The sequence below is a fragment of the Variovorax sp. PAMC 28711 genome (assembly GCF_001577265.1).
Taxonomy (GTDB): Bacteria; Pseudomonadota; Gammaproteobacteria; order Burkholderiales; family Burkholderiaceae_C; genus Variovorax.
In genome coordinates, this window is record NZ_CP014517.1 from 1 (window position 1) to 22,181 (window position 22,181).

The window sequence follows — 22,181 nt, forward strand, 5'->3', positions numbered from 1 at the left end:
AGCTTCGGCGTCGGCGCAGACATCAACGACCCACGTGTCGTTCGCAAATACGAATCGGGGGCGGCGGCTGGTGTCGACGGCCAACGACTACGCGCGCTTCCTGCAGATGCTGCTGAACGGCGGCGCCTCGACGGAAAGCGCTACCTCGGCCCGCGCACGCTGGCGCTGATGACGTCCGACCATTCGAACGCCGGTGCCGGCATCACGCCCGGCCCGCTGTACCTGCCGGGCGCGGCTACGTTTCGGGCTCGGGTTCGCGGTGCGCCGCACCGACGGCGAGGCGCCCTACCCCTCGGCGGCCGGCGAATACAACTGGGGCGGCGCAGGCGGCACCTACATGTGGGTCGATCCGAAGAACGACATGTTCGTCGTGCTGATGCTGCAGTCGCCCAAGTACCGCGTGCATTACCGGACCCTCACGCGCAACATGGTTTACGCCGCGTTTGAAGTAGCCCCGCGGTCGCAGGTGGATGGTCGATGGGTAAATTGAACGGCTGAACCCGTCTGTCATGAGCCCACACGTCATCATTCCTGTTACCGAGATCGGTCGCGCGCGCAGCGTCGCCACGCCGCTGGGCGACGTGCCCGCCACCGGCCTGCTGCGCGACCAGCTCGGCAGGCCGCTGACCGACCTGCGCATCAGCGTCACCGACCGCTGCAACTTCCGCTGCAGCTACTGCATGCCGAAGGACGTGTTCAACAAGGACTACGACTACCTGCCGCACAGCGCGCTGTTGAGTTTCGAGGAGATCACGCGTCTGGCGCGGCTCTTCACGCAGCACGGCACGCGCAAGATCCGACTGACCGGCGGCGAGCCGCTGCTGCGCAAAAACATCGAACTGCTCATAGAGCAGCTGGCGCAGATCCGCACGCCCGACGGCGCGCCGCTCGACCTCACGCTCACGACCAACGGCTCGCTGCTCAAGCGCAAGGCCGCGGCGCTCAAGGCCGCGGGCCTGAACCGCGTGACGGTGAGCCTCGACGGCCTCGACGACGCCGTGTTCCGCGCGATGAACGACGTCGACTTTCCGGTGGCCGACGTGCTCGCCGGGATCGAGGCCGCGCACGCGGCAGGGCTCGGCCCGATCAAAATCAACATGGTGGTCAAGCGCGGTACCAACGACCAGGAAATCCTGCCGATGGCGCGGCATTTCCGGAACACCGGCGTGGTGCTTCGCTTCATCGAATACATGGATGTCGGCGCCACCAACGGCTGGCGCATGGACGAGGTGATGCCGTCGTCGGACGTCGTCGCGCGCATCGCCGCCGAGTTTGCGCTCGCACCGCTGCAGGCCAGCGCGCCGGGCGAGACCGCGCAGCGCTGGGCGTACGCCGATGGTGGCGGTGAAATCGGCGTCATCAGCAGCGTGACGCAAGCCTTTTGCCAGGACTGCAGCCGCGCACGTCTCTCGACCGAAGGCCAGCTCTACCTGTGCCTCTTCGCGCACCGCGGGCACGACCTCAAACCACTGCTGCGCGGCAACGCGAGCGACCAGCAGATCCTCTCCAGCATCGGTCACATCTGGCAGGGCCGCGCCGATCGCTACTCCGAACTTCGCGCTCTGCGCGGACCCGATACGGCACTGCCGGCCGATTCGCCACGCCGTGTCGAGATGAGCTACATCGGCGGATGACGCCCATCGATCCGCGCCACGACATCACCGGCCTGGTGCTGGCCGGCGGCCGCGGAACCCGCATGGGCGGCCTCGACAAGGGGCTGCAATATTTCGAGGGCGAGCCGCTCGCGCTGCGCGCGCTGCAGCGTCTCGCGCCGCAGATCTGGACCACGCTGCTGAGCGCCAACCGCAACACGCTCACCTACGAGTTTTTCGGAGCGCCGGTCGTCTCCGACAACGTATCGGACTACCCGGGCCCGCTGGCCGGCTTCCTCGTCGGCCTCGCGCATTGCAGGACACCCTGTCTGCTCACCGTGCCTTGCGACGCCCCGCGCTTTCCGCTCGATCTCGCCCGGCGCCTGACCGACGCGCTCAACGCCGACGACGCTGACATCGCGATGGTCAGCGCGCCCGAAGTCCAACCGGGAGGTCACGTCGTGCTGCGACCGCAACCTGTGTTCTGCCTTTTGCGCAACACGCTGCGCGACAGCCTCGATCAGTTCGTGCACGGAGGCGGTCGCAAGGTGTCGGCATGGACCGCGATGCACCGCACGGTGCAGGTGCCCTTCGATCGTCCGGGCGACGCACCCGATGCCTTCTTCAACGTCAACACGCTGGCCGAACTGCAGGCGCTGGAACGCAGATGAGCCGGGTGAACGACCTGACTGCGGCACTCGGCCAGCACCACCCGGAAGCCATGCGGGTCGATGAGGTGCATGCTTTCCTCTCGCAGCTCGTCGCGCCACTGGTGCTGACTCAAAGCCAGAGCATCCCGCTGCGCGAAGCGCTCGGGCGCGTGCTCGCAGACGACATCGTTTCGCCGGTGAGCGTGCCGCCGCACGACAACTCGGCGATGGACGGATACGCCTTCGACGGCGCGTTGCTGCCAGCCGATGCCGGTGCCGCGCTGAGCCTGCCGATCGTCGGGAAGGCGCTGGCCGGCAGCTGCTGGCGCGCCGGCGACGCACCGGCCGGTGCGGTGCGCATCATGACCGGCGCGATGATGCCGCCCGGCCTTGACACCGTCGTGCCGCAGGAGTTGTGCGTGGTCGACGGCGACCGCGTGGGTTTCCCGGTGGCGGCTTTGCGCCGCGGCGCCAACCGCCGGCGTGCCGGCGAAGACCTGATGCAGGGACGACCGGCCCTGCGACGCGGCGAACGCCTGTCGCCGGCGGCCCTCGGCATGGTCGCGAGCCTCGGACTGCCGATGGTGTCGGCGCTGCGTCGGCTGCGCGTGGCGTGCTTTTCGACGGGTGACGAAATCCTGAGCCTGGGCGATGCGCCGCGTGAAGGCGCCGTGTACGACAGCAACCGCTACACCTTGTTCGGCGTGCTCACCCAGCTCGGCTGCGACGTCGTCGAACTGGGCGTCGTGCGGGACGACCCGGTGGCGCTCACCGATGCGCTGCGCCGCGCCGCAATGGAAGCTGACGTGGTCCTCACCACCGGCGGCGTCAGCGCTGGCGAAGCCGATCACACGCGCGAGGTGATGGCAAGCCTCGGCGACGTGGTGTTTTGGGGCATCGCGATGCGGCCGGGCCGCCCGATGGCCGTCGGCTTGCTCCCCCGAAATGCCCCTGCGCCCATCGATCACGACAATGCGTTGCTGTTCGGTTTGCCGGGGAATCCGGTCGCGGCGATGGTGACTTTTCTTGCGTTCGTCCGGCCGGCGTTGCTGCAGCTGATGGGGTGTCATGCCATTGCCGCTGCGCCGCCGCCGCTGCTTCGCGCGCGAACCCTGGCGCCGATCCGCAAGAAGCCGGGTCGCACCGAGTACCAGCGCGGCCGGGTGCACACCGTGCACGGCGCACTGCCTTCGGTGCGGCCGGCGGGGCACCAGGGATCGGGCGTGCTGAGCTCGATGGTGGAAGCCAATGGCCTCGTGGTGCTGCACCACGCGCAGGGCGACGTCGCCGCGGGCGACGAGGTCGACGTCATGTTGTTCGACGGCCTGATGTAGCCATGCTGGCCGCCCGCGTCGAGCTGCTGCAGCAGATGCCGATTTTCGGTGCCATCGGTGCTGCGACGCTCGAATTCTTGCTGGCGCCCGCGGCAATCGTCGAAAAGGCCGCCGGCGATTTCTTTTTTCGAGAGGGAGATCCGGCGCAATCGATGTACGTGCTCGAAACCGGCCGCGTGACGGTGTCCAAAAGCTGGCAAGAGCACGACTTGCTGTTGCGCCGTCTGGGTCAGGGCGATTGCTTCGGCGAGATGGCGTTGCTCGACCTCTTCCCGCGCAGTGCCTCGGTCCGGGCCGACGCGGATTGCTGCGCGATCGAGCTGACGCCGGCCAACCTGTACCGGCTGTTCGAGCGCGATGCGCCGCAATTCGCGCTCATCCAGATGAACATCGGCCGCGAGATCAGCCGCCGCCTGCGGATCACGGACGAGCTGCTTTTCCGCGCCCGCATGGGGGACCTTCCTGCCACGCCCGAGCGCATCGGAAAGTCGACGGCCCGATAATGCGCGGCATGCACATCCCGCCCCAAGACGACTCGGCCCGACTGGCCGAACTCGATCGACTCGCCGTTCTGGACTCCGCAGAAGAGCAGGCCTACGACGACATCACGCGCATGGCAGCCGACGTCTGCGGCACGCCGATTGCGCTCATCACGCTGGTCGACGGCACCCGTCAATGGTTCAAGTCGCGCGTGGGAATGCAGGCCACGCAGACGCCCAGGGAGCACGCCTTTTGCGCTCACGCGATCCAGACGCCCGATCAGGTGATGGTCGTGACGGACGCGCAGCAGGACGACCGCTTCGTGAACAACCCGCTGGTCACCGGCGACCCGAACATCCGCTTTTACGCCGGCGCCCCGCTGGTGACCACCTCGGGCCAGGCGCTCGGAACCGTTTGCGTGATCGACACCGAGCCGCGCGACATCGATGCCGCGCAGCTCGAAACGCTGCAGTTCATGGCGCAGCAGGTGGTGGTGATGCTCGAGGAACGCGCCAGAAAGCGCTGAGGCTACCGCCGGCCGAGTGCACGCTCCACGCCCTTGTTGGCCAGCATGTCGGCGCGTTCGTTCCCCGGATCGCCCGAGTGGCCCTTGACCCAGCGCCACTCGATGGTGTGGCCGCCTTCCTGCACCAGCTTGTCGAGCTCCTTCCAGAGTTCGACGTTCTTCACCGGCTGCTTGGCCGCCGTCATCCACCCCTTGGCCTTCCAGCCCTTGATCCACTCGGTGATGCCCTGCCGCACGTACTGACTGTCGAGGTAGAGCAGCACCTTGCACGGCCGCTTGAGCGCGGCGAGGCCTTCGATCACCGCCTTCAGTTCCATGCGGTTGTTGGTGGTGGCGAGCTCGCCGCCGAACAGTTCTTTTTCGGTGGCACCCGACTTCAGCCAGGCGCCCCAGCCGCCGGGACCGGGATTGCCCTTGCAGGCGCCGTCGGTGTAGATCACAACTTCGTTCAAACTTTTTCTCTCTTCAATGATGGGGATCAGGCGCATCGCGATGCACCTTGCCGGCGATCGGCACCGGGGCCGTCGCGCGGCTCGCGGCGCGGCGCCAGTCGGCACTCAGAAGGCGCATGCCGCGCACGCGCTTCACGGCCACCAGAAAATACACCGCGCCGAGAATCGGCCACCAGCGCTCGCCGGCGTGGTCCATCCAGCGAAAGCGCTCCAGGAGATTTTCGCTGTCGACTGCGGGCCGGTAAGCGCCGAAGCGGCCCGACTCGACCTCGAAACTCAACAGGCGAAGCCAGTCGCGCATGCGCCGGAAACCGATGAACTCTCCGGCTTCCGGCAAGAACAGTTCTCCAAAGCCCAGCCGCCGATAGAGATGCGCACGACGTTGCCGCATGCCCCACAAACTGGCCGGATTCAGGCCACAGATGACCACGCGGCCTTCGGGCACCAGCACCCGCTCGACCTCGCGCAAGGTGGCGTGCGGGTCGAGGCTCAACTCCAGCGTGTGGGGAAGCACCACCAGATCGAGGCTGTTGGCTGCAAATGGAAGCGCTGAAAAATCGGTCAGCAAGGCGGAGCGGCGCGCGTGCTGCGGGTCGGACAACGCCAGCCAACGGTGCGGCATGCGGTTGGTTCGCAGACCGTCGATCTCGGCCACGCCGAGCTGCAACGCGTGGTAGCCGAACACGTCGGCCACCGCATGATCAAACTGCGCCTGCTCCCATGCCAGCAGGTAACGGCCGGGGGGAGTCTCGAACCACGCCTGCAAATCTATAATTTGACCGCTCATGACACTCGTTCCGCTGCCCGCCTTCGCCGACAACTACATCTGGATGCTGCACGACGGCCGCAACGCGATCGTGGTTGACCCGGGCCAGGCCCAACCTGTTTTCGACGCGCTGGCGCGCGACAACCTGCAACTGGCCGCGATTCTAGTCACGCACCATCACGCCGATCACACCGGTGGCGTGGCCGAACTCCATGCCGCCACCGGCGCCAAAGTCTTCGGCCCGGCGCGAGAACGCATTCCCGAACCGTTCACGCCGCTCGCCCAGGGCGATCACGTCGAAACACTCGGCCTGCGTTTCGACGTGATCGACATTCCCGGGCACACCGCCGGCCACATTGCTTTTTTCCTGCCAGCTGCGGGCGCCGAGTCCCCCTTGCTGTTCTGCGGTGATACGTTGTTCTCCGGCGGTTGCGGTCGGCTCTTCGAAGGCACGCCGACGCAGATGCTCGCTTCGCTCGACGCGCTGGCCGCGCTACCGGATGAAACACGCGTGTGTTGCGGCCACGAGTACACACTTGCTAACCTCAAGTTCGCGCGCGTCGTGGAACCGGACAACGCCGATCTGACTCACTACAACGCGCAGTGCGAATCGCTGCGCGCCCTCGGCCAACCGACACTGCCTTCGCAACTCGCGACCGAGCGCCGGATCAACCCCTTTCTTCGCAGCCGCGAAGCCACCGTCCTTCGAGCCGTACGCGCACATGCCAGACTGTCCGCCACTGCGGCCGAAGTCGAGGTGTTCGCAGGGCTGCGCCAATGGAAAAACGACTTCCGATGAAATTTCTTCTTGCTGCCTGCGTCGCAGGCGCCTTGTTGCTGGCCGGCTGTGCCACCACCACGACTCCCACCTCCACAGCCACCTCCTCGACGCCGACACCCGACGGCGGCAGCGCCAGTGCGGTGTACCCGGGGGTCCGTTGCAACCGATCACCTCGGGCCGTGCCACTTCGCTGAACGTCGCGCCGCTGGCGCCGCCCACGGACATGTGGGACCGCATTCGCCGTGGTTTCAAGATGCCGAATCTCGAGAACGACCTGGTGCGCGACCGCGAGCAGTGGTACGCGACCCGGCCCGACTACATCCAGCGCATGACCGAGCGCTCGAACAAGTACCTCTTTCACGTCGTGGAAGAACTCGAGCGGCGCAACATGCCGACCGAGCTGGCGCTGCTGCCTTACATCGAAAGCGCCTTCAACCCGCAGGCGGTGTCCAGCGCGCGCGCTGCGGGCATGTGGCAGTTCATGCCGGCCACCGGTACCGATTTCGATCTGAAGCAGAACATCTTTCGCGACGATCGCCGCGATGTGCTCCAGTCGACCCGCGCTGCGCTCGACTACCTCCAAAAACTCTACGGCATGTTCGGCGACTGGCAGCTGGCGCTGGCCGCCTACAACTGGGGCGAAGGCAGTGTCGGCCGCGCGATCGCCAAGAACCAGCGCCTCGGATTGCCGACAACCTACAGCGACCTCACGATGCCGGCCGAAACGCGCATGTACGTGCCCAAGCTGCAGGCCGTGAAGAACATCGTTGCCAATCCGCAGGCGTTCAACACCGAGCTGCCGCTGATCGCCAACCACCCGTACTTCCAGACCGTGACGCTCACGCGCGACCTCGATGTGACGCTGGCCGCCAAGCTGGCCGACGTGCGCATCGAAGACTTTCGCGCGCTCAACCCGGCCGCCCACAAGCCGGTGATCCTCGCGGCCGGCACGCCGCAGATCCTGCTGCCGTGGGACAACGCCGCCGTGTTCCAGCGTAACTTCGAGGCCTACACGCAAGGCCAGTACGCGAGCTGGACCGCCTGGACCGTCACCACCACCATGACGGTCGCCGACGCCGCCCAGCGTTCGGGCATGAGCGAGGCCGACCTTCGCTCGATCAACGCGATTCCCCCGCGCATGCTGATCAAGACCGGCTCGACGCTGATCGTGCCGCGCTCGGCCACGGTCCGCGAAGACGTGGCGGCGCTGGTGGCCGACACCGGTCACCTGAGCTTTCAGCCGGAAATCGTCACGCGCAAGACCACGGTCAAAGCCGGCCGGAACGACAGCGTGGCCAGCATCGCCCGGCGCTATCGGCTGAGCCCGTCGAACGTGGCCGAATGGAACGACGTGAAGCCCAACCACGCGTTCCAGCGCGGTTTCGGCGTGGTGGTCTATCTGCCGGTTCAGGCCGCGCGCAACGCGCGTGTCGGCACAGGCGAGGCCACAGCCGCACGCAGCAACAACCGCTCGCTGAAAGCTCAGCGCGGCGCGGGTGTTGCGCGTAGCTCGGCCGTCGTCTCCCGGCCCGAGGTCAGCGGAAAGCGCAGCAGCCGTGGTGGCACGGTCATGAAGGTTCCGGCGTCGAGCAAACAGGCGGTCGTGCGCGAAAAGCGTGGCGGTACGCCGGCTGCCAAGCCAAAGCGCTGACGAGTCGACGAGCGGCCCGGCGGGGCCTCAGAGCTTTTCTGTCTCGCCGCTCCGCGGCTGCCATTTCATCAGCCGCTTCTCGATCAGTCCGACGAGCCCGTCGAGCACCAGCGCGAAGGCCGTGAGCACCACGATGCCCGCGAAGACGGTGTTGACGTCGAAGGTGCCCTCGGCCTGCAGGATGAGGTAGCCCACGCCGCGCGCCGAGCCGAGGTATTCGCCGACCACGGCCCCGACGAAGGCCAGCCCCACTGCGGTGTGCAGGCTCGAGAACACCCAGCTGGTGGCGCTCGGCAAATACACCGTGCGCAGCAGCTGCCGCTGGTTGGCGCCCAACATCTTCGCGTTGGCCAGGACCACCGGGCTGACTTCGCGCACGCCCTGGTACACGTTGAAGAAAACGATGAAGAACACCAGCGTGACCGCGAGCGCCACCTTGCTCCAGATACCCAGCCCGAGCCACAGCGAGAAGATCGGCGCGAGGATCACGCGCGGCATCGAATTCGCAGCCTTGATGTAGGGGTCGAGGATGAGGCTCGCGGTCGGCGCCAGTGCGAGCCACAAACCGCAGACAAGACCGAGCACCGTGCCAATGACGAAGGCCAGCACCGTTTCGATCAGCGTCGTGCCCAGGTGCAGGTAGATGTCGGCGTTGCCCTTGAGTCCCTCGGGGAACAGCGGGTTCGCCGGCACGTCGAACGGCATGAACCAACTCCAGATGCGCCCTGCGACCTGAACCGGCTCGCCGAGGAAAAACGCGAACTGCTGGTTCCGCGAGGCGACATGCCAGGCCGTGAGGATGACGGCCAGCAGTGCGAGCTGCCAGAAGCGCGCATTGTGTTCGTTGGGCTTCAAGGTCATCACGCCACCTTCTTCAGTTGCTGCGCATAGCCCTTGAGCACTTCGTCGCGCAACACGTTCCAGATCTGCGTGTGCAGTTCGACGAAGCGCGGATGCGTGCGCACTTCGGCCACGTCGCGCGGCCGCGCGAGGTCGATGTTGAACTCGCCGATCGGATGCGTCGCCGGGCCGGCCGACAGCACCACGACGCGGTCGCTCATCGCGATCGCTTCATCGAGGTCATGCGTGATGAAGAGCACTGCCTTCTTCTTGGCAGCCCACAGGTCGAGCACCTCGTTCTCCATGAGCTGGCGCGTCTGCACGTCGAGCGCGCTGAAGGGCTCGTCCATGAGGATGATGTCGGGGTCGAGCGCCAATGTTTGCGCCAGCGCCGCACGCTTGCGCATGCCACCCGACAGCTGGTGCGGGTAGCGGTCGCCGAAGCCCGAGAGTCCGACCCGCTTGAGCCACGCCTCGCCCTGCGCGCGCGCCTCCGCATCGGGCACGCCGCGGTACTGCAAGCCCACCATCACGTTGTCGAGCGTGCTGCGCCACGGCATGAGCGCCTCGCTCTGGAACATGTAGCCGGCGCGGGCGTTGATGCCGACCAGCGGCTCGCCGAACACCTTGATTTGGCCCGACGACGGTTCGAGCAGCCCGGCGCCGACATTGAGCAGGGTCGACTTCCCGCAGCCCGTGGGGCCAACCACCGAAACGAACTCGCCGGCACGAATGCGCAACGTGGTGTCGGCGACCGCGGTGTAGCGCTGGCCGGGATCGTCTTTGGAGCGGAAGGTGCAGCTGATGTCGAGGAGCTCGAGCGCGTATTCGGAGGAATAAGACATGACGTGAATTGTGACGAGACCAAAATGAAAAAACCCGGCCGGAGCCGGGTTGCAGTGCGCTCGAAAGTCAGGCTTTGAACCTGTCTTTCGCGCGCTTCGCAAACTCGTTGGTGTACAGCTTCGAGAGGTCGATCTTGTCGGCCTTCACGCTGGTGTCGAAGCTCGCGATGGCGTTCAGCGCGGTCTTCGGGCCTTCGGCAGGCACCAAACCGTCGGTCGCGATCGACTCGCGCACCTTGTCGAACGACGCGAGATACAGTGCGCGGTCGCCCAGCAGATAGGTTTCCGGCACGGTCTTGATGATGTCGCCCGGGCCCGCCGTCTGCAGCCACTTCAGACCATGCACGATCGCATTGGCCAGCGCCTGGCAGGTGTTGGGATTCTTCTGGATGAACTCTGCCGATGCGTAGAGGCAAGCGGCCGGCATCGCGCCGCCGAAGACCTCCTGCGTGCCCTTGAGCGTGCGCGTATCGCTGATGATCTTCACGTCGCCCTTCTGCTCGAGCATGGTCATCACCGGGTCGGTGTTGCTGATCGCATCGATCTGCCCCGAGCGCAGCGCGGTGAGCGCGCCGGCCGCCACGCCGACCCCGATGTAGCTGACGTCGCTCGCCTTCAAACCGCCGCGCGACAGCACGAGGTTGGCGACCATGTTGGTCGACGAACCCGGTGCCGAGACGCCGATCTTCTTGCCCTTGAGATCGGCGATCGTCTTGTAGGCCGGCATGTTTTTGGTCGACACGCCGACCGCGATCTGCGGTGCGCGGCCTTGCAGCACGAAGCACTGGAACGCCTGGTTCTTGGCCTGCAGGTTGATGGTGTGCTCGAACGCGCCCGAGCACACATCGGCCGAGCCCCCGACCACGGCCTGAAGCGCGCGGGCGCCACCGGCGAAGTCGGAAATCTCGACGTCAAGGCCTTCGGCCTTGAAATAGCCAAGCTGCTCCGAGATGGTAAGCGGCAGGTAATAGAAAGCTGCCTTGCCGCCCACGGCAATCGACACCTTCGTTTTTTCGAGTTTGGCCTGCTGTGCATAGACGTGCGGCACTGCGATGGCAGCAGCTGCAAAGGCACCGGCAGAGGTAAAAGTACGACGATTGAGCATAGGACCGAAGCTTAGTTGCCCGAGCCGTCCCGCTCCATCGGGAACATCCCGCAGAGGGGTTTTCACGTAAGCACGAAGCGCTACCGACCGATGAAGAAGATCGCGATGTTGACCAGCATGCCGAGCGACCAGACCGCGCTGCGTGCCGACGAGAACCCGCGAATGTAGAGCGCGATGTACACGAGCCGCAACACCACATAGGCTGCAGCGAACAGGTCGAGCCGTCCCTGCGCGGCGCCGAGCTGGTGCGCAATGACGACCGCGCCGATGAAGAGCGGCAGGCCCTCGAAGCTGTTGGCCTGTGCGCCGTTCGCCCGCGCGCGCCAGCCGCTCTGCCGTTGCCCCCACTCGCGCGGCTGCACGTTGTCGCGCGGACCGAACGCGCCGGCCTTGGCGATCCAGGCGCTGACAAAGGGAAGCAAGCCGGCGACGATGACGCACCAGTAAGCCAGCGTGAGATGGGTGAAGTCCATGCGATGCCTCTTTTGTTGTTCTATCGGCGGTCAACCAGCGCGTGCGCGATCGTGCCGAGGTCGACGTATTCCAGTTCGCTGCCGGCCGGCACGCCGCGCGCGAGCCGCGTCACCGTGAGGCCGCGTTGCTTGAGTGCCTCGCCGATCACGTGCGCCGTCGCCTCGCCTTCGGCCGTGAAGTTGGTGGCGAGGATCACTTCGCTCACCGTGCCGTCGAGTGCGCGGTCGAACAGCTTTTGCAGGCCGATGTCGTTCGGGCCGATGCCGTCGAGCGGGCTGAGCTTGCCCATGAGCACGAAGTAGTAGCCGCGGAATGCACCGGTGCGCTCGAGCGCCGCCTGGTCGGCCGGCGTTTCGACCACGCACAGCTTGGTGGCGTCCCGCCGCGCGTCGAGGCACACGCTGCAGATCGCCGCTTCGGTGAAGGTATTGCAGCGGTCGCAATGGCGCACCTGCGTGGCCGCCTGCTGCAGGGCACGCGCGAGCAACTGCGTGCCGTCGCGGTCGTGCTGCAGCAGATGGAAGGCCATGCGCGATGCCGACTTGACGCCAACGCCCGGCAACCGGCGCAGCGCGTCGACCAGTGCGTCGAGCGAACTCGAATCAGCCATTCAGCGCGGTCGGCCTCAGAACGGCATCTTCATGCCGGGCGGCAGGCCGGGCATGCCGGCCGTCAGCTTGCCCATCTTGGCTTCGCTCGTCTCTTCGGCCTTGCGCACGGCGGCGTTGAAGGCGGCGGCCACGAGGTCTTCGAGCATGTCCTTGTCGTCGGCCAGAAGGCTGGGGTCGATCGTGATGCGCTTGACGTCGTGTTTGCAGGTCATGACGACCTTGACCAGCCCGGCGCCCGACTCGCCTTCGACCTCGATGTGCGCGAGTTCGTCCTGTGCCTTCTTGAGGTTGTCCTGCATGGCCTGCGCCTGCTTCATGAGGCCGGCGAGTTGTCCTTTGTTGAACATGTCTTGATCCTGGTTTGCGATGAAAAGAATGGGTCGGATGTTATGCGGGGCGAAGCGTTCCCGGCACGATCTTCGCGTCGAAGTCGCGCATCAGCGCCTGCACTTCGGGATCGTTGCGGATGGCGTCTTCGGCGGCGTTCTGGCGGATCTCGGCGGCGAGCTTGTTGCGGCGCGCCGGGCTGTCGAGCACCACGCCGATCTCGATCGCGAGGGTCACGCCGTGGCCCAGTGCGGCCAATGCGGCCTGCACCTTTTCGCGGCTCGACACCTGGTTGAGCGATTCGCGCTCGACGCGCAGCACCCACTGGTCGACGTCGCGGGCGATGAGCTGCGACTGCAGCGCCAGCTCGCGCGCCAGTGCGGTGATGGCTTCGGCCACCACCATCTGGGTGACGGTCGCGTGCCAGAAGTCGCCCTCCTCGCTCGGTTCGATGGCCGCCGAAGGCGCGCTGGCCTCGGCGGCGCGCGGCGTGTCGCGCGCACTCGGCGGCGGCTGCACACGCATCGGGATCGCGACGACTTTGGTGGCATCCCGGGGCCCATCCGCGGGCGCTCCGGCGCTTTTTTCCTGCCTCTGTCGCGAAGGTGCATCGACGACGGCCAGTCGCTGCCCGGGCGGCGCACTTCGCGAAGGCAAGGGCTCGGACGCGGGCGGTGACTCCGGCGTTTTCGGTACCTGCAGCGTCGCAGGTGGCGGCGCGACCGGCGCCTCAGCGTGAATCAGAGTTTTTTTTTCCGCGGAGCCGCTCGGCTTGAAGGCGAGCAGCCGCAGCAGCACCATCGTGAGCGCGGCGTATTCATCCGGGGCCAGCCCGAGTTCACCGCGGCCGTGCAGGCACAGGCTGTAGAGCAACTGCGTCTCGTCCATCGGCATCAGGGCCGCGAGGCGCGCGGTATCGGCCGCGTCAGGATCGGAGGCTTCATTCGGTGGCGCACGCGACGGCACCGCCTGCAGCACCGCCATGGCCTGCAGCACGGCGGTCATTTCTTCCAGCGTCGACGCAGCGGACATGCCGTCGCGTCGCAACGCTTCCGACGTGTCGACCACGGTCTTGCCGTCGCCCTGGGCCAATGCTTCGATCAGCTTGAACACGTGACCGCGATCGACGCTGCCGAGCATCTGGCGCACGCCGGCCTCGACCAGGTTGCCGTTGCCGAAAGCGATGGCCTGGTCGGTCAGCGACAACGCATCGCGCATCGAACCGCGCGCCGCGCGCGCCAGCAACCGCAAGGCCTGCGACTCGGCCGGCACTTGCTCGGTCTGCAGCACGCCGGTCAGGTGTTCGAGGATGGTTTCGGGCGCCATCGGGCGCAGATTGAACTGGAGGCAGCGCGACAGCACGGTGACCGGCACCTTCTGCGGATCGGTGGTCGCCAGCACGAACTTGAGGTATTCGGGCGGCTCTTCGAGCGTCTTGAGCATCGCGTTGAACGCAGTGTTGGTCAGCATGTGCACTTCGTCGATCATGAAGACCTTGAAGCGCCCCTGCACCGGCTTGTAGACCGCCTGCTCCAGCAAGGACTGAACTTCGTCGACGCCGCGGTTCGACGCTGCGTCGAGCTCGGTGTAATCGACGAAACGGCCCGCGTCGATCGCCTTGCAGGCATCGCACACGCCGCACGGCGTCGCGGTGATGCCGCCCTGCCCGTCCGGGCCCTGGCAATTAAGCGACTTCGCAAGAATCCGCGACACCGTCGTCTTGCCCACGCCGCGCGTGCCGGTGAACAGATAGGCGTGATGCAGACGCTGGCTGGTCAACGCGTTCTCGAGCGCCTGCACCACATGCTCCTGGCCCACCATTTCACTGAAGGTCTTCGGGCGGAATTTGCGGGCGAGCACGAGATAGGACATTGCGCCCATTCTAAAAGCCAGCATGGCGACCCATGGCAATCGGGCCGATGCGATTCAGCGCTTTCCGCGTGGGGTAAAATTCAGGTTGACGGGCCTCCCCGCATGGTGAAGCGGCCAACCGGGTCAGGTGGGGAACCAAGCAGCCCTAACTGCGTAGTCAGTGCCGGGGGTAAGGCTCGTCAACCTCACATCAGAATCCTCGAGTTCGTTTCGCGAACTCGAGCGCTGCCAGGGCAAAGCCCCGCCTCTCCTCTCGCAACCATGAATTTCCTCGATGCGCTCAAGGCACTGTGGGACGCGCTGGTCGCCATCGCAAGGCTGATCGGGAAATTGCTCGACTTGTTGCCTTGATTCAGTCGAACGAGGGTCAATGCCTCTGGTCGGCAGACCGGCGAATGCCTTCGAGGCGTTCGCTCAACAATTCAGCGAGCAGCAACGTGTCGTGCTCCATGGTCGGCACCGAATACGTCCCGAGCTCGGTTCCTTCGTAGCTGAGATCGATGTCGCGAAAGGCCTGACCCACGGCCGTGGCGGCGTCGTGCAGGCACTCGGCGATCGAGCGCAGACCTTGGCGCGCATAGCACTCTTCGCCAGCGCCGAAGCGCACGCTGTAGTTGAAATAGCGGTCTTCGACCTTCGTGATGTCCACGTTCGGATTCATCGGCAGTCCCCCTGATATCTACGCGCATTGTCCTCTGTCGATTCGCGCAAGTACACCGCGCGCCGCCGCTGCGCCGCTCGCCATGGACGCCGTGAGCAGATAGCCGCCCGTCGGCGCTTCCCAGTCCAGCATTTCGCCCGCGCAGAAAACGAGCGCGTCCGAACCGATCCCCAGGCGCGCATCCAGCGCGTCGAAGCGCACACCGCCCGCGGTGCTGATCGCTTCGTCGATCGGTCGGGCAGCCTTGAGGCGCAACGGCACCGCCTTGAGGGTGGCTGCGAGCTGCTCGGGCACCTGCATGGCTTCGCGCGTGAGCACTTCGTGCAGCACGCCAGCCTTGATTCCTTCGATGCCCAGGCGGCTCTTCAGGTGGCTGCTGAGCGAACGCGCACCGCGCGGATGGCGCACGGCGGCAAGCACCTGCTCGGCACTGCGATCGGGCAGCAAATCGAGCGTGAGCGTCGCGCTGCCGTGCGCCGCGATTTCGTCGCGAAGCAGTGCCGACGCTGCGTAGACCAGACTGCCTTCGATCCCGGTCGCGGTCGCCACGAACTCGCCCTTGCGCGCGAAATGGCGCCCTTGCGAATCGGTGAAGGCGACCGCGACGGATTTGAAAGGCTGGCCGGCGAAGCGACTCGAAAAATGTTCTGTCCAGTCCATGTCGAAACCGCAGTTCGCGGGCAGCAGGGGTGCGACGTCGACGCCAGCCGCCTGCAGCCACGGAACCCAGGCCCCATCGGAGCCGAGCCGCGACCAGCTCGCGCCGCCGAGCGCCAGCACGACCGCGTCGGCCTGCACGGCGTGCTCGCCGTCAGGCGTCGAAAAGCGCAGGCTGCCCGAGGCCTTTTCGACGTCCTGCCAACCGAGCCAGCGATGCCGCATGTGAAACCGAACGCCGGCCACGCGCAGACGGTGCAGCCAGGCGCGCAACAGGGGCGCTGCTTTCATGTCCTTCGGAAACACGCGGCCCGAGGTGCCAACGAAGGTCTCGACGCCCAACCCGTGCGCCCACGCGCGCACCTGCTCGGGGCCGCACTGCGCGAGCACCGGTTCCAGCGCGGCCTGCCGGCTTCCAAAACGGCTGACGAAGATCTCGTACGGCTCGGAATGCGTGAGGTTCAGGCCGCCCTTGCCGGCGAGCAGGAACTTGCGGCCCACCGAGGGCATCGCGTCGTAGAGATGCACGTCGGCGCCGGCCGCGCTCAACACTTCGGCGGCCATCAGTCCGGCGGGTCCGCCGCCGATCACGGCAACGGTTTTCTTGTCAGTCATTCGAGGTCAATCTGTTCACCCTGCCCGGTCAGGAACGCGGCGCGCACCGTGGCACCGGGATAGGCGTTTTGCACCGCAACGCGGTAACGCTGCATTTGTGCGATGAGCGCGGCATCGCGTTCGGGCTCGGCGGCCGACTTGTAGTCGAGCACCCACCACGCACCGCTCTCGCGATGGCGAACGAGGCGGTCGATGCGCAAGGGCTCGCCCTCGTGAATCAGCGTCACTTCGTTGCCGTGCCAGTCGATGATGCGCTCGTCCCACACCCACGCCCCTTTTCCGGCGCGGATGCGCGCCGCCAGCAGCGCGGCGCCACGCGCCTGTGCGGCGTCGAGCATGAATTCGCGCGCCGCCGCCCGCACATGCGCAACGGGAGCGGCACGCCCGGCACCGCCCATTCGAGCAGACGATGCATCGCTTGCCCGAAGGCCGCGGCGCGTGCGTCGACCGTGGCATCTGCGACCTTTCGGCTCACCAATGGCGCCGCCGGTACAGGCACCGAAGGCACCTGTTTCAGGGAAAAACTCATCGCTTTGGCCGCCGAAGTCGATGGTGCCAGCGGTTCGCCGGCCTCGATCGGGGTGCATATCGCCTCGAGTCGCGCCCACCAGCTGCCCTCGTTCGCGCGGGCTGGCTGGACCGACGACAGCACCAGGCGGCCGCGCGCCCGCGTGGTCGCGACATACAGCCCGTTGAGTTCCTCGCGATGTCGCGCAAGCTGCTCTTCCACGAGCAGCGTTTCGGCGCAAGCCGGCGGTGTCTTTTCGCTCGCGGTGAACACGAAGCGCGTCGGCGCCGGGTCGTCGCCCTTCCACTCGACCAGCACGCCCATGGTCTGGGAACGCGGGGCTGCGCCGTCGCAGTCGAGCAGCAGGACGTTGTCCGCCTCGAGCCCCTTGGCGCCGTGCACGGTCAGCAACTGCACCGCGTCGGGCGCCACCACCGCCGGCGCCCGCACGCCGCCTGCGCGCAACGCACGCACCAGACCGTACGGCGTGGTGAAGCGGGCGCCCTCGATGTCGAGCGATGCCGCGAGCAGACCGCGCAGGTTGGCGAGCACGCTTTGCCGCAATGCAGCCGGCGCGGCAGCACCGAACTTCGCGAGCACGTCGCCGTCGTGAAAAATCGCGTCGAGCGCATCGTGCGGCGGCAGCGCCGCGAGCCAGCCTTGCCAGCGGCGCAGCACCGCGCCGAGAGGTGCCAGCGGCTCGGGCAAATCTTCCGCGCGCAGCAAGGCCAGCCATGGCACGCCCGGTTGCGCACGCTGGCGCAGCGCGAGTTCGACCAGCGCCGCGTCGTCAATGCCGAACAAAGGCGACTTCAGCGCACGCGCCAGCGACAGGTCATGCGAAGGCGACACCAGCGCGTCGACGAGCGCGACCACGTCCTGCACCTCCGGCGCGTCGTGCAACTCGTTCTTCTCGGGTTGCTGCGTCGGAATGTGGCGTGCGCGGAGCGCGTCCTGCATGGCGGCGAGCCGGCTGCGTCGGCGCGCCAGCACCATGATCTGTCGCGCCGGCGTGCCATCGGCGATGCGCTCGGCGACCCAGCGCGCCGCCTGTTCGCATTCCTTTTGCAGCAACCGCTCCTCGGGCAACACGCGCGGCGTGGTGAGGCTGTCGCGCCAATGCAGCATGCCGTCGTCCGCGGGGGCAGCTTGTACAGCGCTGCCGACTGCGTCGCGCAGGATCGGCGGCAGCTTGAGCACCTCGCCCTCGTCCGCCCGCTCGGTCGTGTGGGCGCGGTAGCCGTCGACATCGCCGGCCGCCTGCGCCGCCAGCATCGCCTGGTTCACCAGCCCGATCACACCGCGCGCATTGCGATGGGTGTGATCGCAATGAAGGATCTCGCCTTCGAGCCCTTCGCGCACGAACTTCTTGGCCGCGATGAAGACCTGCGGCTCGGCGCGGCGAAAGCGGTAGATGCTCTGCTTCGGGTCCCCGACGATGAAGACGCGCGGCGCCTGCGCACCCGCACCGGCGTAGCCGCTGAGCCAGCCGTAGAGCGCCTGCCACTGCAGCGGATTGGTGTCCTGGAACTCGTCGATCAGCAGGTGCCGGATGCGCGCATCGAGACGCTCCTGCACCCAGCCGGCCAGGGTCGGCTCGCCGAGCAGCAGCTGTGCGGCCTGCTCGACGTCGTTCATGTCGACCCAGCCATGCGCACGCTTCACGCCGGCGAAAGCCGTGATCAGCAGGCGCGTCAGCCGCGTCATGCGCTGCTGGTAGCGCCATGCTGCGTGCTGGGCTTCTGCCGCACACAGCGTTTGCAGTTCGGCTTCTGCTTCCTGTGCGGCCGGGTATTTCTGCAGGTTCTTGTTGAGGCGGTTCTCCGTCGCGACGAAAAACGCCTTGCGCAGACGCGCGAGCGCAGCGGGCAGTGCGTGCGCATCCGGCTCGCCTGGACCGAACACGTCGATCACCGCTTCAGCGGCTTTCTGCGGAGTCTTGTTGACTTCGCTCCCCAGCGCGGAAGCGCGCGCCAGCCAGCGTTGGCGCACCAGCTCACCCCGCAGGCCGTCGGTCGGCGCGTCGAGTCCGTCGAGCGCCGGGTGCAGCGCGCCGAAGGTCTGCACTGCGGCTTCGGGCTTCGACAGCACGAACTCGACGCGACGCGTCAACGCCTCGCCCAGCGCCTTGGCGGTCTGCGAGCGACCGTGCGTGGCGACCACCGCGTAGTAGTCGGCCAGCGCGTCCTTGTCCGACGTCACCGCTTCGAAAAAAGGGCGCCAGGTGCGCACACGCGCTTCGGCATCGTCTTCGAGCAGCTCGTAGTTGGCCGGCAGTCCGAGTTGGCGCAGCACCGCCAGCGGTGCGTTGCGCAGCAGTCCAGCGAACCAGGCGTGGAAGGTACGAAACTGCACCGGCCGGCCACCGTCGAGCAGCTGGCGATAGAGGCGTTGCAGGCGCGGCGCGGCTTCGGCGGCCGCAGCGGGGCTCATGCCGCGCACCGTGAGCTCGTCGATCAGTTGCGCGGGCGCGCAGGTGGCGAAGCGTTCGAGCCACTGGTCGAGCCGCTCGCGCATCTCGCCGGCCGCTTTCTTCGTGAAGGTGATGGCCAGGATCTCGTGGGGCTGGCAGGCGGCCTCGCCCTGCTCCAGCAAGGCACGCAGGATGCGCGACACCAGCATCCAGGTCTTGCCGGCGCCGGCGCAGGCCTCGACGGCGATGGAGCGGCGCGGATCGCAGGCGATCGTGTAGAAGGCCTCGCGCGAGACGTGGGCGCCGTTGTGTTCGTACGCGGCGCCGCTCATGCCTCGATCTCCCAGAAATCCTTGCGGCACAAACCGCGCGCGGCGCAGTGCTCGCACACCATGCCCTCACCCAACGCCGGCAGCGCGGCGCCTTCACCGATGCGCGTGAAATCGTCGATGAGCCCGGCGACGAGCGCATCGCGCGCGGCCACCACGTCGATTTGCTCGACGGTCTGCGTCCCGGAGGATTTCTCGCCGACGTTGACGTAGGCGGCGCGCAAGGTGTCGTCCGCGACGAGCGCTGCATAGAAGGCCAGCTGGGTGTCTTCGGTCGGTCTTTCACCCGTTCCTTGCTGGTCGCGGCGGACTCGGTCTTGTAGTCGATCACGAAGGCGCGACCGTCCGGCGAACGATCGATCCGGTCGAGTCGGCCGACGAGCCGGAGCGTGCCGAGCGACTGCTCTTTCCAGGGCTCCGAGGCCTCGAACGAGGTGCCGTCGGCCTCGTGGCCGACGAGCCACGCGAGGTAGCCATCGCGCACCGCAGGCCACGCCGCGGCGAACGGAAGGAACTCCGCATCGGACAGCCCGAACTCGCGGGTCGCACGCCCTTCTGCGATCGACATCATGGCGAGTCGCGCCCGTGGATCGGTCGTCGCGGATGCTTTCAACGCGTCATGAAAGTGGCCGAGCACCGCGTGCAGCCAGTTGCCGAAATCGCGCTTGTCGACTTCGGCATCCAGTTCGTCGGCGCTGCGCAACCCGATTTGGCGCAGCGCGAAAAAACGATAGGGGCAGCGGCGCAGGTCTTCGTACACGCTGGTCGAAATGTTTTGCAGCGGGAGTGCAGCGCCGCTGGGTGTGGGCCGAGGCGTCGGCTGCAGAACGACCTCGCGCGTGTCGCGCGGGTCGGCCGCGGCGTCGGCGGTGTGATCGAGTTGCAGCGCCTGCACGAGCGGGCTCGGGCGCACCGGTTCGCCGCTCGCGTCGGCACCGCGCCACAGCACTTCGCACGACGGGTTGCGCAAGGCGCTGGCCCATGCCGCGCGCTGGGCCGCTTCGAGCATGTCGCGCGACGGCAGGCCGAGCTCGGCGCGCTGCGCCTTGCTCCAGTTGCCGGGCGGCTCCGGCGACGCTGGTAGGCGACGGTCGTCGCATCCGGGCACGACGACGGCGCCGAAGGCACGGCCGAGCAATTGATGCAGCGGCAACACGATGACGCGCGGCGCCTGGCCACCGGTGGGCGGCACGAAGCTCGCGGCTTCGAGCACGTCGCGCACCCACGCCGTGAACTCCGACAGCGTGTGGCGGCCGCCAGCGAACTCGGCGCTGTCGTCGTCCAGCCAGAGCGCGGCCAGCACCTTGGCGCCCGCCATGTCGTCGACCAGCGCATCCCACTGGCCGCTGGCCTCGAGCAGCGCGCGCAGCGCGACCAGCCACTCACCGAGCGCACGGGCACGCATCATCGACGCGCGGCGCGCCTCGATGGCCTCGGTGAAAGAAAGCAGCGCCATGTCTTGCGGCTTTTCGCTGCGCGCGACGGTCGCACACCACACAGCCCACTCGCGCAAGCCTTCGCGGCGCAGTCGGGCTTCGAGTTGTTGAACGCTGGACGCATCGACCGCGGGCGCGCTCTTGAGCCAGTCGAGCATCGGGTCGGTGCCGGCGTCGTGCGCGCACGCGCGCAACGCGCTCATGAGTGTGGCGGCGGCGCGCGTGGTGGACAGCTTCCAGCCGGTCTCGTCGTGCGACGTGACGCCCGCAGCCGCGAGTCGCGCGCCGATGCGGCGTGTCAGGGCCCGGTCGGTGGCGACCAGTGCCACCGGCGCGCGGCCTTCGGCCAGATGGCGCAGCACGCACGCAGCGGCACGTTCGGCTTCGTCTTCGGGATCGACTGCAATGTGCAACGCGGCCTGCGGCGCGCCGCCGACCTGCGTCGCCAGAGGCAAGTGCATCGCGCGTTCACCCCACAACGTGCACAGCGTCCGGGTGAGCGGATCGGTCTGGAAGCCATCGAGAACGACGAGCGCATCGGTGTGCGCCCGCGCCGACGGCAGCAGCAGCACATCGGTGGCATAGGCCGAATTCGCCGCCCACGCGATCGCGATGCGGACCAGCGCGTTCTCGATCCGAAACCACTCGGAGTCATTGCCGGCATCGGCGACGCCGATGGCGTGATCGGCCCAGGCCGCGCGCTCGTCGGGCAATTCGGCGGAAGCGAGCGGGGCCAGATGCATCGCCAGTTCGACCACGCGCCCGGCCAACGCCAGGCGCTCGGCCGCAAAACCGGTTTGGGCGAGCAACGACTGCGCAGTGACGAGGTCACGCGCCATGTCGTAGACGATGTCGTGACCGGCCGGCAGGAACCCGCCGCCACTGCGCGCCCAATTGCGCGTCGTTTCGAAACGCGGTGCGAAACCGGACCGTCCGGATTGCGCCCACATCTCGCGCGCCGCGCCCATCAACTGCGCATAAGGCACGAGTACTACGACGCGGGCCGCGTGCAAGTCGCGCCCGGCCAGCAGGTCCGCGATGCGCGCGACGAGGCCGTCGGCAGGATCGCGCCACAAGGCTTCGACGGGGTGGCTTTCGAGCGGGGTCATGGGGCTTTTCACGAGGGGAACACGGGGAGCGACGCAGGTGTTGGCTATGGGCGCCATAGTGTCGGCGCCGAGCACGTCACCACTTGGTTTCTGTCACAATGACCTGCACTTTAGCGGCACCCAAACTCTCTCTTGCGCAAGGACACC

At 67.1% G+C, this 22,181-nt stretch carries 18 protein-coding genes, 1 other RNA gene and 3 pseudogenes; 9 read left to right on the forward strand and 13 right to left on the reverse strand.

Annotated elements, in window-relative coordinates; all coding sequences use genetic code 11:
• The first annotated feature begins 259 nt into the window (after positions 1–259).
• Genes AX767_RS22115 through AX767_RS00030 form a run of 6 tightly spaced genes read left to right on the forward strand, consistent with a single transcriptional unit; the run spans position 260 to position 4,582 of the window.
• Complete coding sequence (locus tag AX767_RS22115; protein ID WP_335338838.1) at positions 260–490, forward strand: hypothetical protein; 231 nt, start codon at positions 260–262, stop codon at positions 488–490.
• Between the two features lie 19 nt (positions 491–509).
• Positions 510–1,634: a GTP 3',8-cyclase MoaA gene (moaA, locus tag AX767_RS00010; protein ID WP_082754688.1), complete on the forward strand. Its 1,125-nt coding sequence runs from the start codon at positions 510–512 to the stop codon at positions 1,632–1,634.
• Positions 1,631–2,263 carry a molybdenum cofactor guanylyltransferase MobA gene (gene mobA / locus AX767_RS00015; RefSeq protein WP_068627799.1) on the forward strand — a complete coding sequence of 211 codons (633 nt, stop codon included), beginning with the start codon at positions 1,631–1,633 and terminating at the stop codon, positions 2,261–2,263. The genes moaA and mobA overlap by 4 nt, the downstream gene beginning before the upstream one ends.
• Complete coding sequence (moeA, locus tag AX767_RS00020; RefSeq protein ID WP_068627800.1) at positions 2,260–3,576, forward strand: molybdopterin molybdotransferase MoeA; 1,317 nt, start codon at positions 2,260–2,262, stop codon at positions 3,574–3,576. The genes mobA and moeA overlap by 4 nt, the downstream gene beginning before the upstream one ends.
• Before the next feature lie 2 nt (positions 3,577–3,578).
• Positions 3,579–4,079 (forward strand): Crp/Fnr family transcriptional regulator, encoded by a 501-nt coding sequence (locus AX767_RS00025; protein ID WP_068627801.1) that lies wholly within the window; start codon positions 3,579–3,581, stop codon positions 4,077–4,079.
• Between the two features lie 8 nt (positions 4,080–4,087).
• Positions 4,088–4,582, forward strand: a complete 495-nt coding sequence (locus tag AX767_RS00030) for a GAF domain-containing protein (RefSeq protein WP_237288512.1) — start codon at positions 4,088–4,090, stop codon at positions 4,580–4,582.
• Between the two features lie 2 nt (positions 4,583–4,584).
• Here the strand turns inward: AX767_RS00030 and rnhA are convergent, their stop codons facing one another.
• Together rnhA and AX767_RS00040 are read right to left on the reverse strand one after the other, a co-directional pair.
• Positions 4,585–5,034, reverse strand: coding sequence for a ribonuclease HI (gene rnhA, locus AX767_RS00035; RefSeq protein ID WP_068627803.1), 450 nt, complete (start codon positions 5,032–5,034; stop codon positions 4,585–4,587).
• A 13-nt stretch (positions 5,035–5,047) separates the two neighbouring features.
• A complete protein-coding gene (locus tag AX767_RS00040; protein WP_443082758.1) occupies positions 5,048–5,821 on the reverse strand; it encodes a class I SAM-dependent methyltransferase in 774 nt (257 codons plus the stop codon).
• Here AX767_RS00040 and gloB point away from each other — a divergent pair.
• A complete protein-coding gene (gloB, locus tag AX767_RS00045) occupies positions 5,820–6,599 on the forward strand; it encodes a hydroxyacylglutathione hydrolase (protein WP_068627805.1) in 780 nt (259 codons plus the stop codon). The two genes, AX767_RS00040 and gloB, sit on opposite strands and share 2 nt — an antisense overlap.
• Positions 6,596–8,232, forward strand: a pseudogene (locus AX767_RS00050) (transglycosylase SLT domain-containing protein). The gene gloB and the pseudogene AX767_RS00050 overlap by 4 nt, the downstream one beginning before the upstream one ends.
• Positions 8,233–8,259: 27 nt before the next feature.
• On the opposite strand, the gene AX767_RS00055 reads toward AX767_RS00050, so the two are convergent.
• The 7 genes from AX767_RS00055 to dnaX form a co-directional block, all read right to left on the reverse strand.
• Complete coding sequence (locus AX767_RS00055) at positions 8,260–9,093, reverse strand: ABC transporter permease (protein WP_068627806.1); 834 nt, start codon at positions 9,091–9,093, stop codon at positions 8,260–8,262.
• The gene (locus AX767_RS00060) at positions 9,093–9,917 is read right to left on the reverse strand and encodes an ABC transporter ATP-binding protein (RefSeq protein WP_068627807.1); all 825 of its coding nucleotides are present in this window, start codon (positions 9,915–9,917) and stop codon (positions 9,093–9,095) included. Before AX767_RS00060 ends, AX767_RS00055 begins: the two co-directional genes overlap by 1 nt.
• 67 nt (positions 9,918–9,984) lie before the next feature.
• Entirely contained in the window at positions 9,985–11,022 is a 1,038-nt protein-coding gene (locus AX767_RS00065) for an ABC transporter substrate-binding protein (protein ID WP_068627808.1), read from the reverse strand.
• Between the two features lie 80 nt (positions 11,023–11,102).
• Positions 11,103–11,495 (reverse strand): MAPEG family protein, encoded by a 393-nt coding sequence (locus AX767_RS00070; RefSeq protein ID WP_068627809.1) that lies wholly within the window; start codon positions 11,493–11,495, stop codon positions 11,103–11,105.
• A 20-nt stretch (positions 11,496–11,515) separates the two neighbouring features.
• Positions 11,516–12,106 carry a recombination mediator RecR gene (recR, locus tag AX767_RS00075; protein WP_068627810.1) on the reverse strand — a complete coding sequence of 197 codons (591 nt, stop codon included), beginning with the start codon at positions 12,104–12,106 and terminating at the stop codon, positions 11,516–11,518.
• A 15-nt stretch (positions 12,107–12,121) separates the two neighbouring features.
• Positions 12,122–12,454, reverse strand: a complete 333-nt coding sequence (locus tag AX767_RS00080; RefSeq protein ID WP_068627811.1) for a YbaB/EbfC family nucleoid-associated protein — start codon at positions 12,452–12,454, stop codon at positions 12,122–12,124.
• Positions 12,455–12,494: 40 nt separating this feature from the next.
• A complete protein-coding gene (dnaX, locus tag AX767_RS00085) occupies positions 12,495–14,306 on the reverse strand; it encodes a DNA polymerase III subunit gamma/tau (protein ID WP_068627812.1) in 1,812 nt (603 codons plus the stop codon).
• An 87-nt stretch (positions 14,307–14,393) separates the two neighbouring features.
• Between dnaX and ffs the strand changes: the two genes are divergently transcribed.
• Positions 14,394–14,490, forward strand: an RNA gene (gene ffs / locus AX767_RS00090) — signal recognition particle sRNA small type.
• A gap of 183 nt (positions 14,491–14,673) precedes the next feature.
• On the opposite strand, the gene AX767_RS00095 is transcribed toward ffs, so the two are convergent.
• The 4 genes and pseudogenes from AX767_RS00095 to AX767_RS00110 all read right to left on the reverse strand — a co-directional run bounded on the left by AX767_RS00095 (position 14,674) and on the right by AX767_RS00110 (position 22,034).
• The gene (locus tag AX767_RS00095; protein WP_068627813.1) at positions 14,674–14,967 is read right to left on the reverse strand and encodes a hypothetical protein; all 294 of its coding nucleotides are present in this window, start codon (positions 14,965–14,967) and stop codon (positions 14,674–14,676) included.
• An 18-nt stretch (positions 14,968–14,985) separates the two neighbouring features.
• On the reverse strand, positions 14,986–16,239 hold the full coding sequence (locus AX767_RS00100; protein ID WP_068627814.1) for a TIGR03862 family flavoprotein: 1,254 nt from the start codon (positions 16,237–16,239) through the stop codon (positions 14,986–14,988).
• Positions 16,236–19,492, reverse strand: a pseudogene (locus tag AX767_RS00105) (UvrD-helicase domain-containing protein). Before AX767_RS00105 ends, AX767_RS00100 begins: the two are co-directional and overlap by 4 nt.
• Positions 19,489–22,034, reverse strand: a pseudogene (locus tag AX767_RS00110) (PD-(D/E)XK nuclease family protein). The pseudogenes AX767_RS00105 and AX767_RS00110 overlap by 4 nt, the downstream one beginning before the upstream one ends.
• Positions 22,035–22,181: the final 147 nt, after the last annotated feature.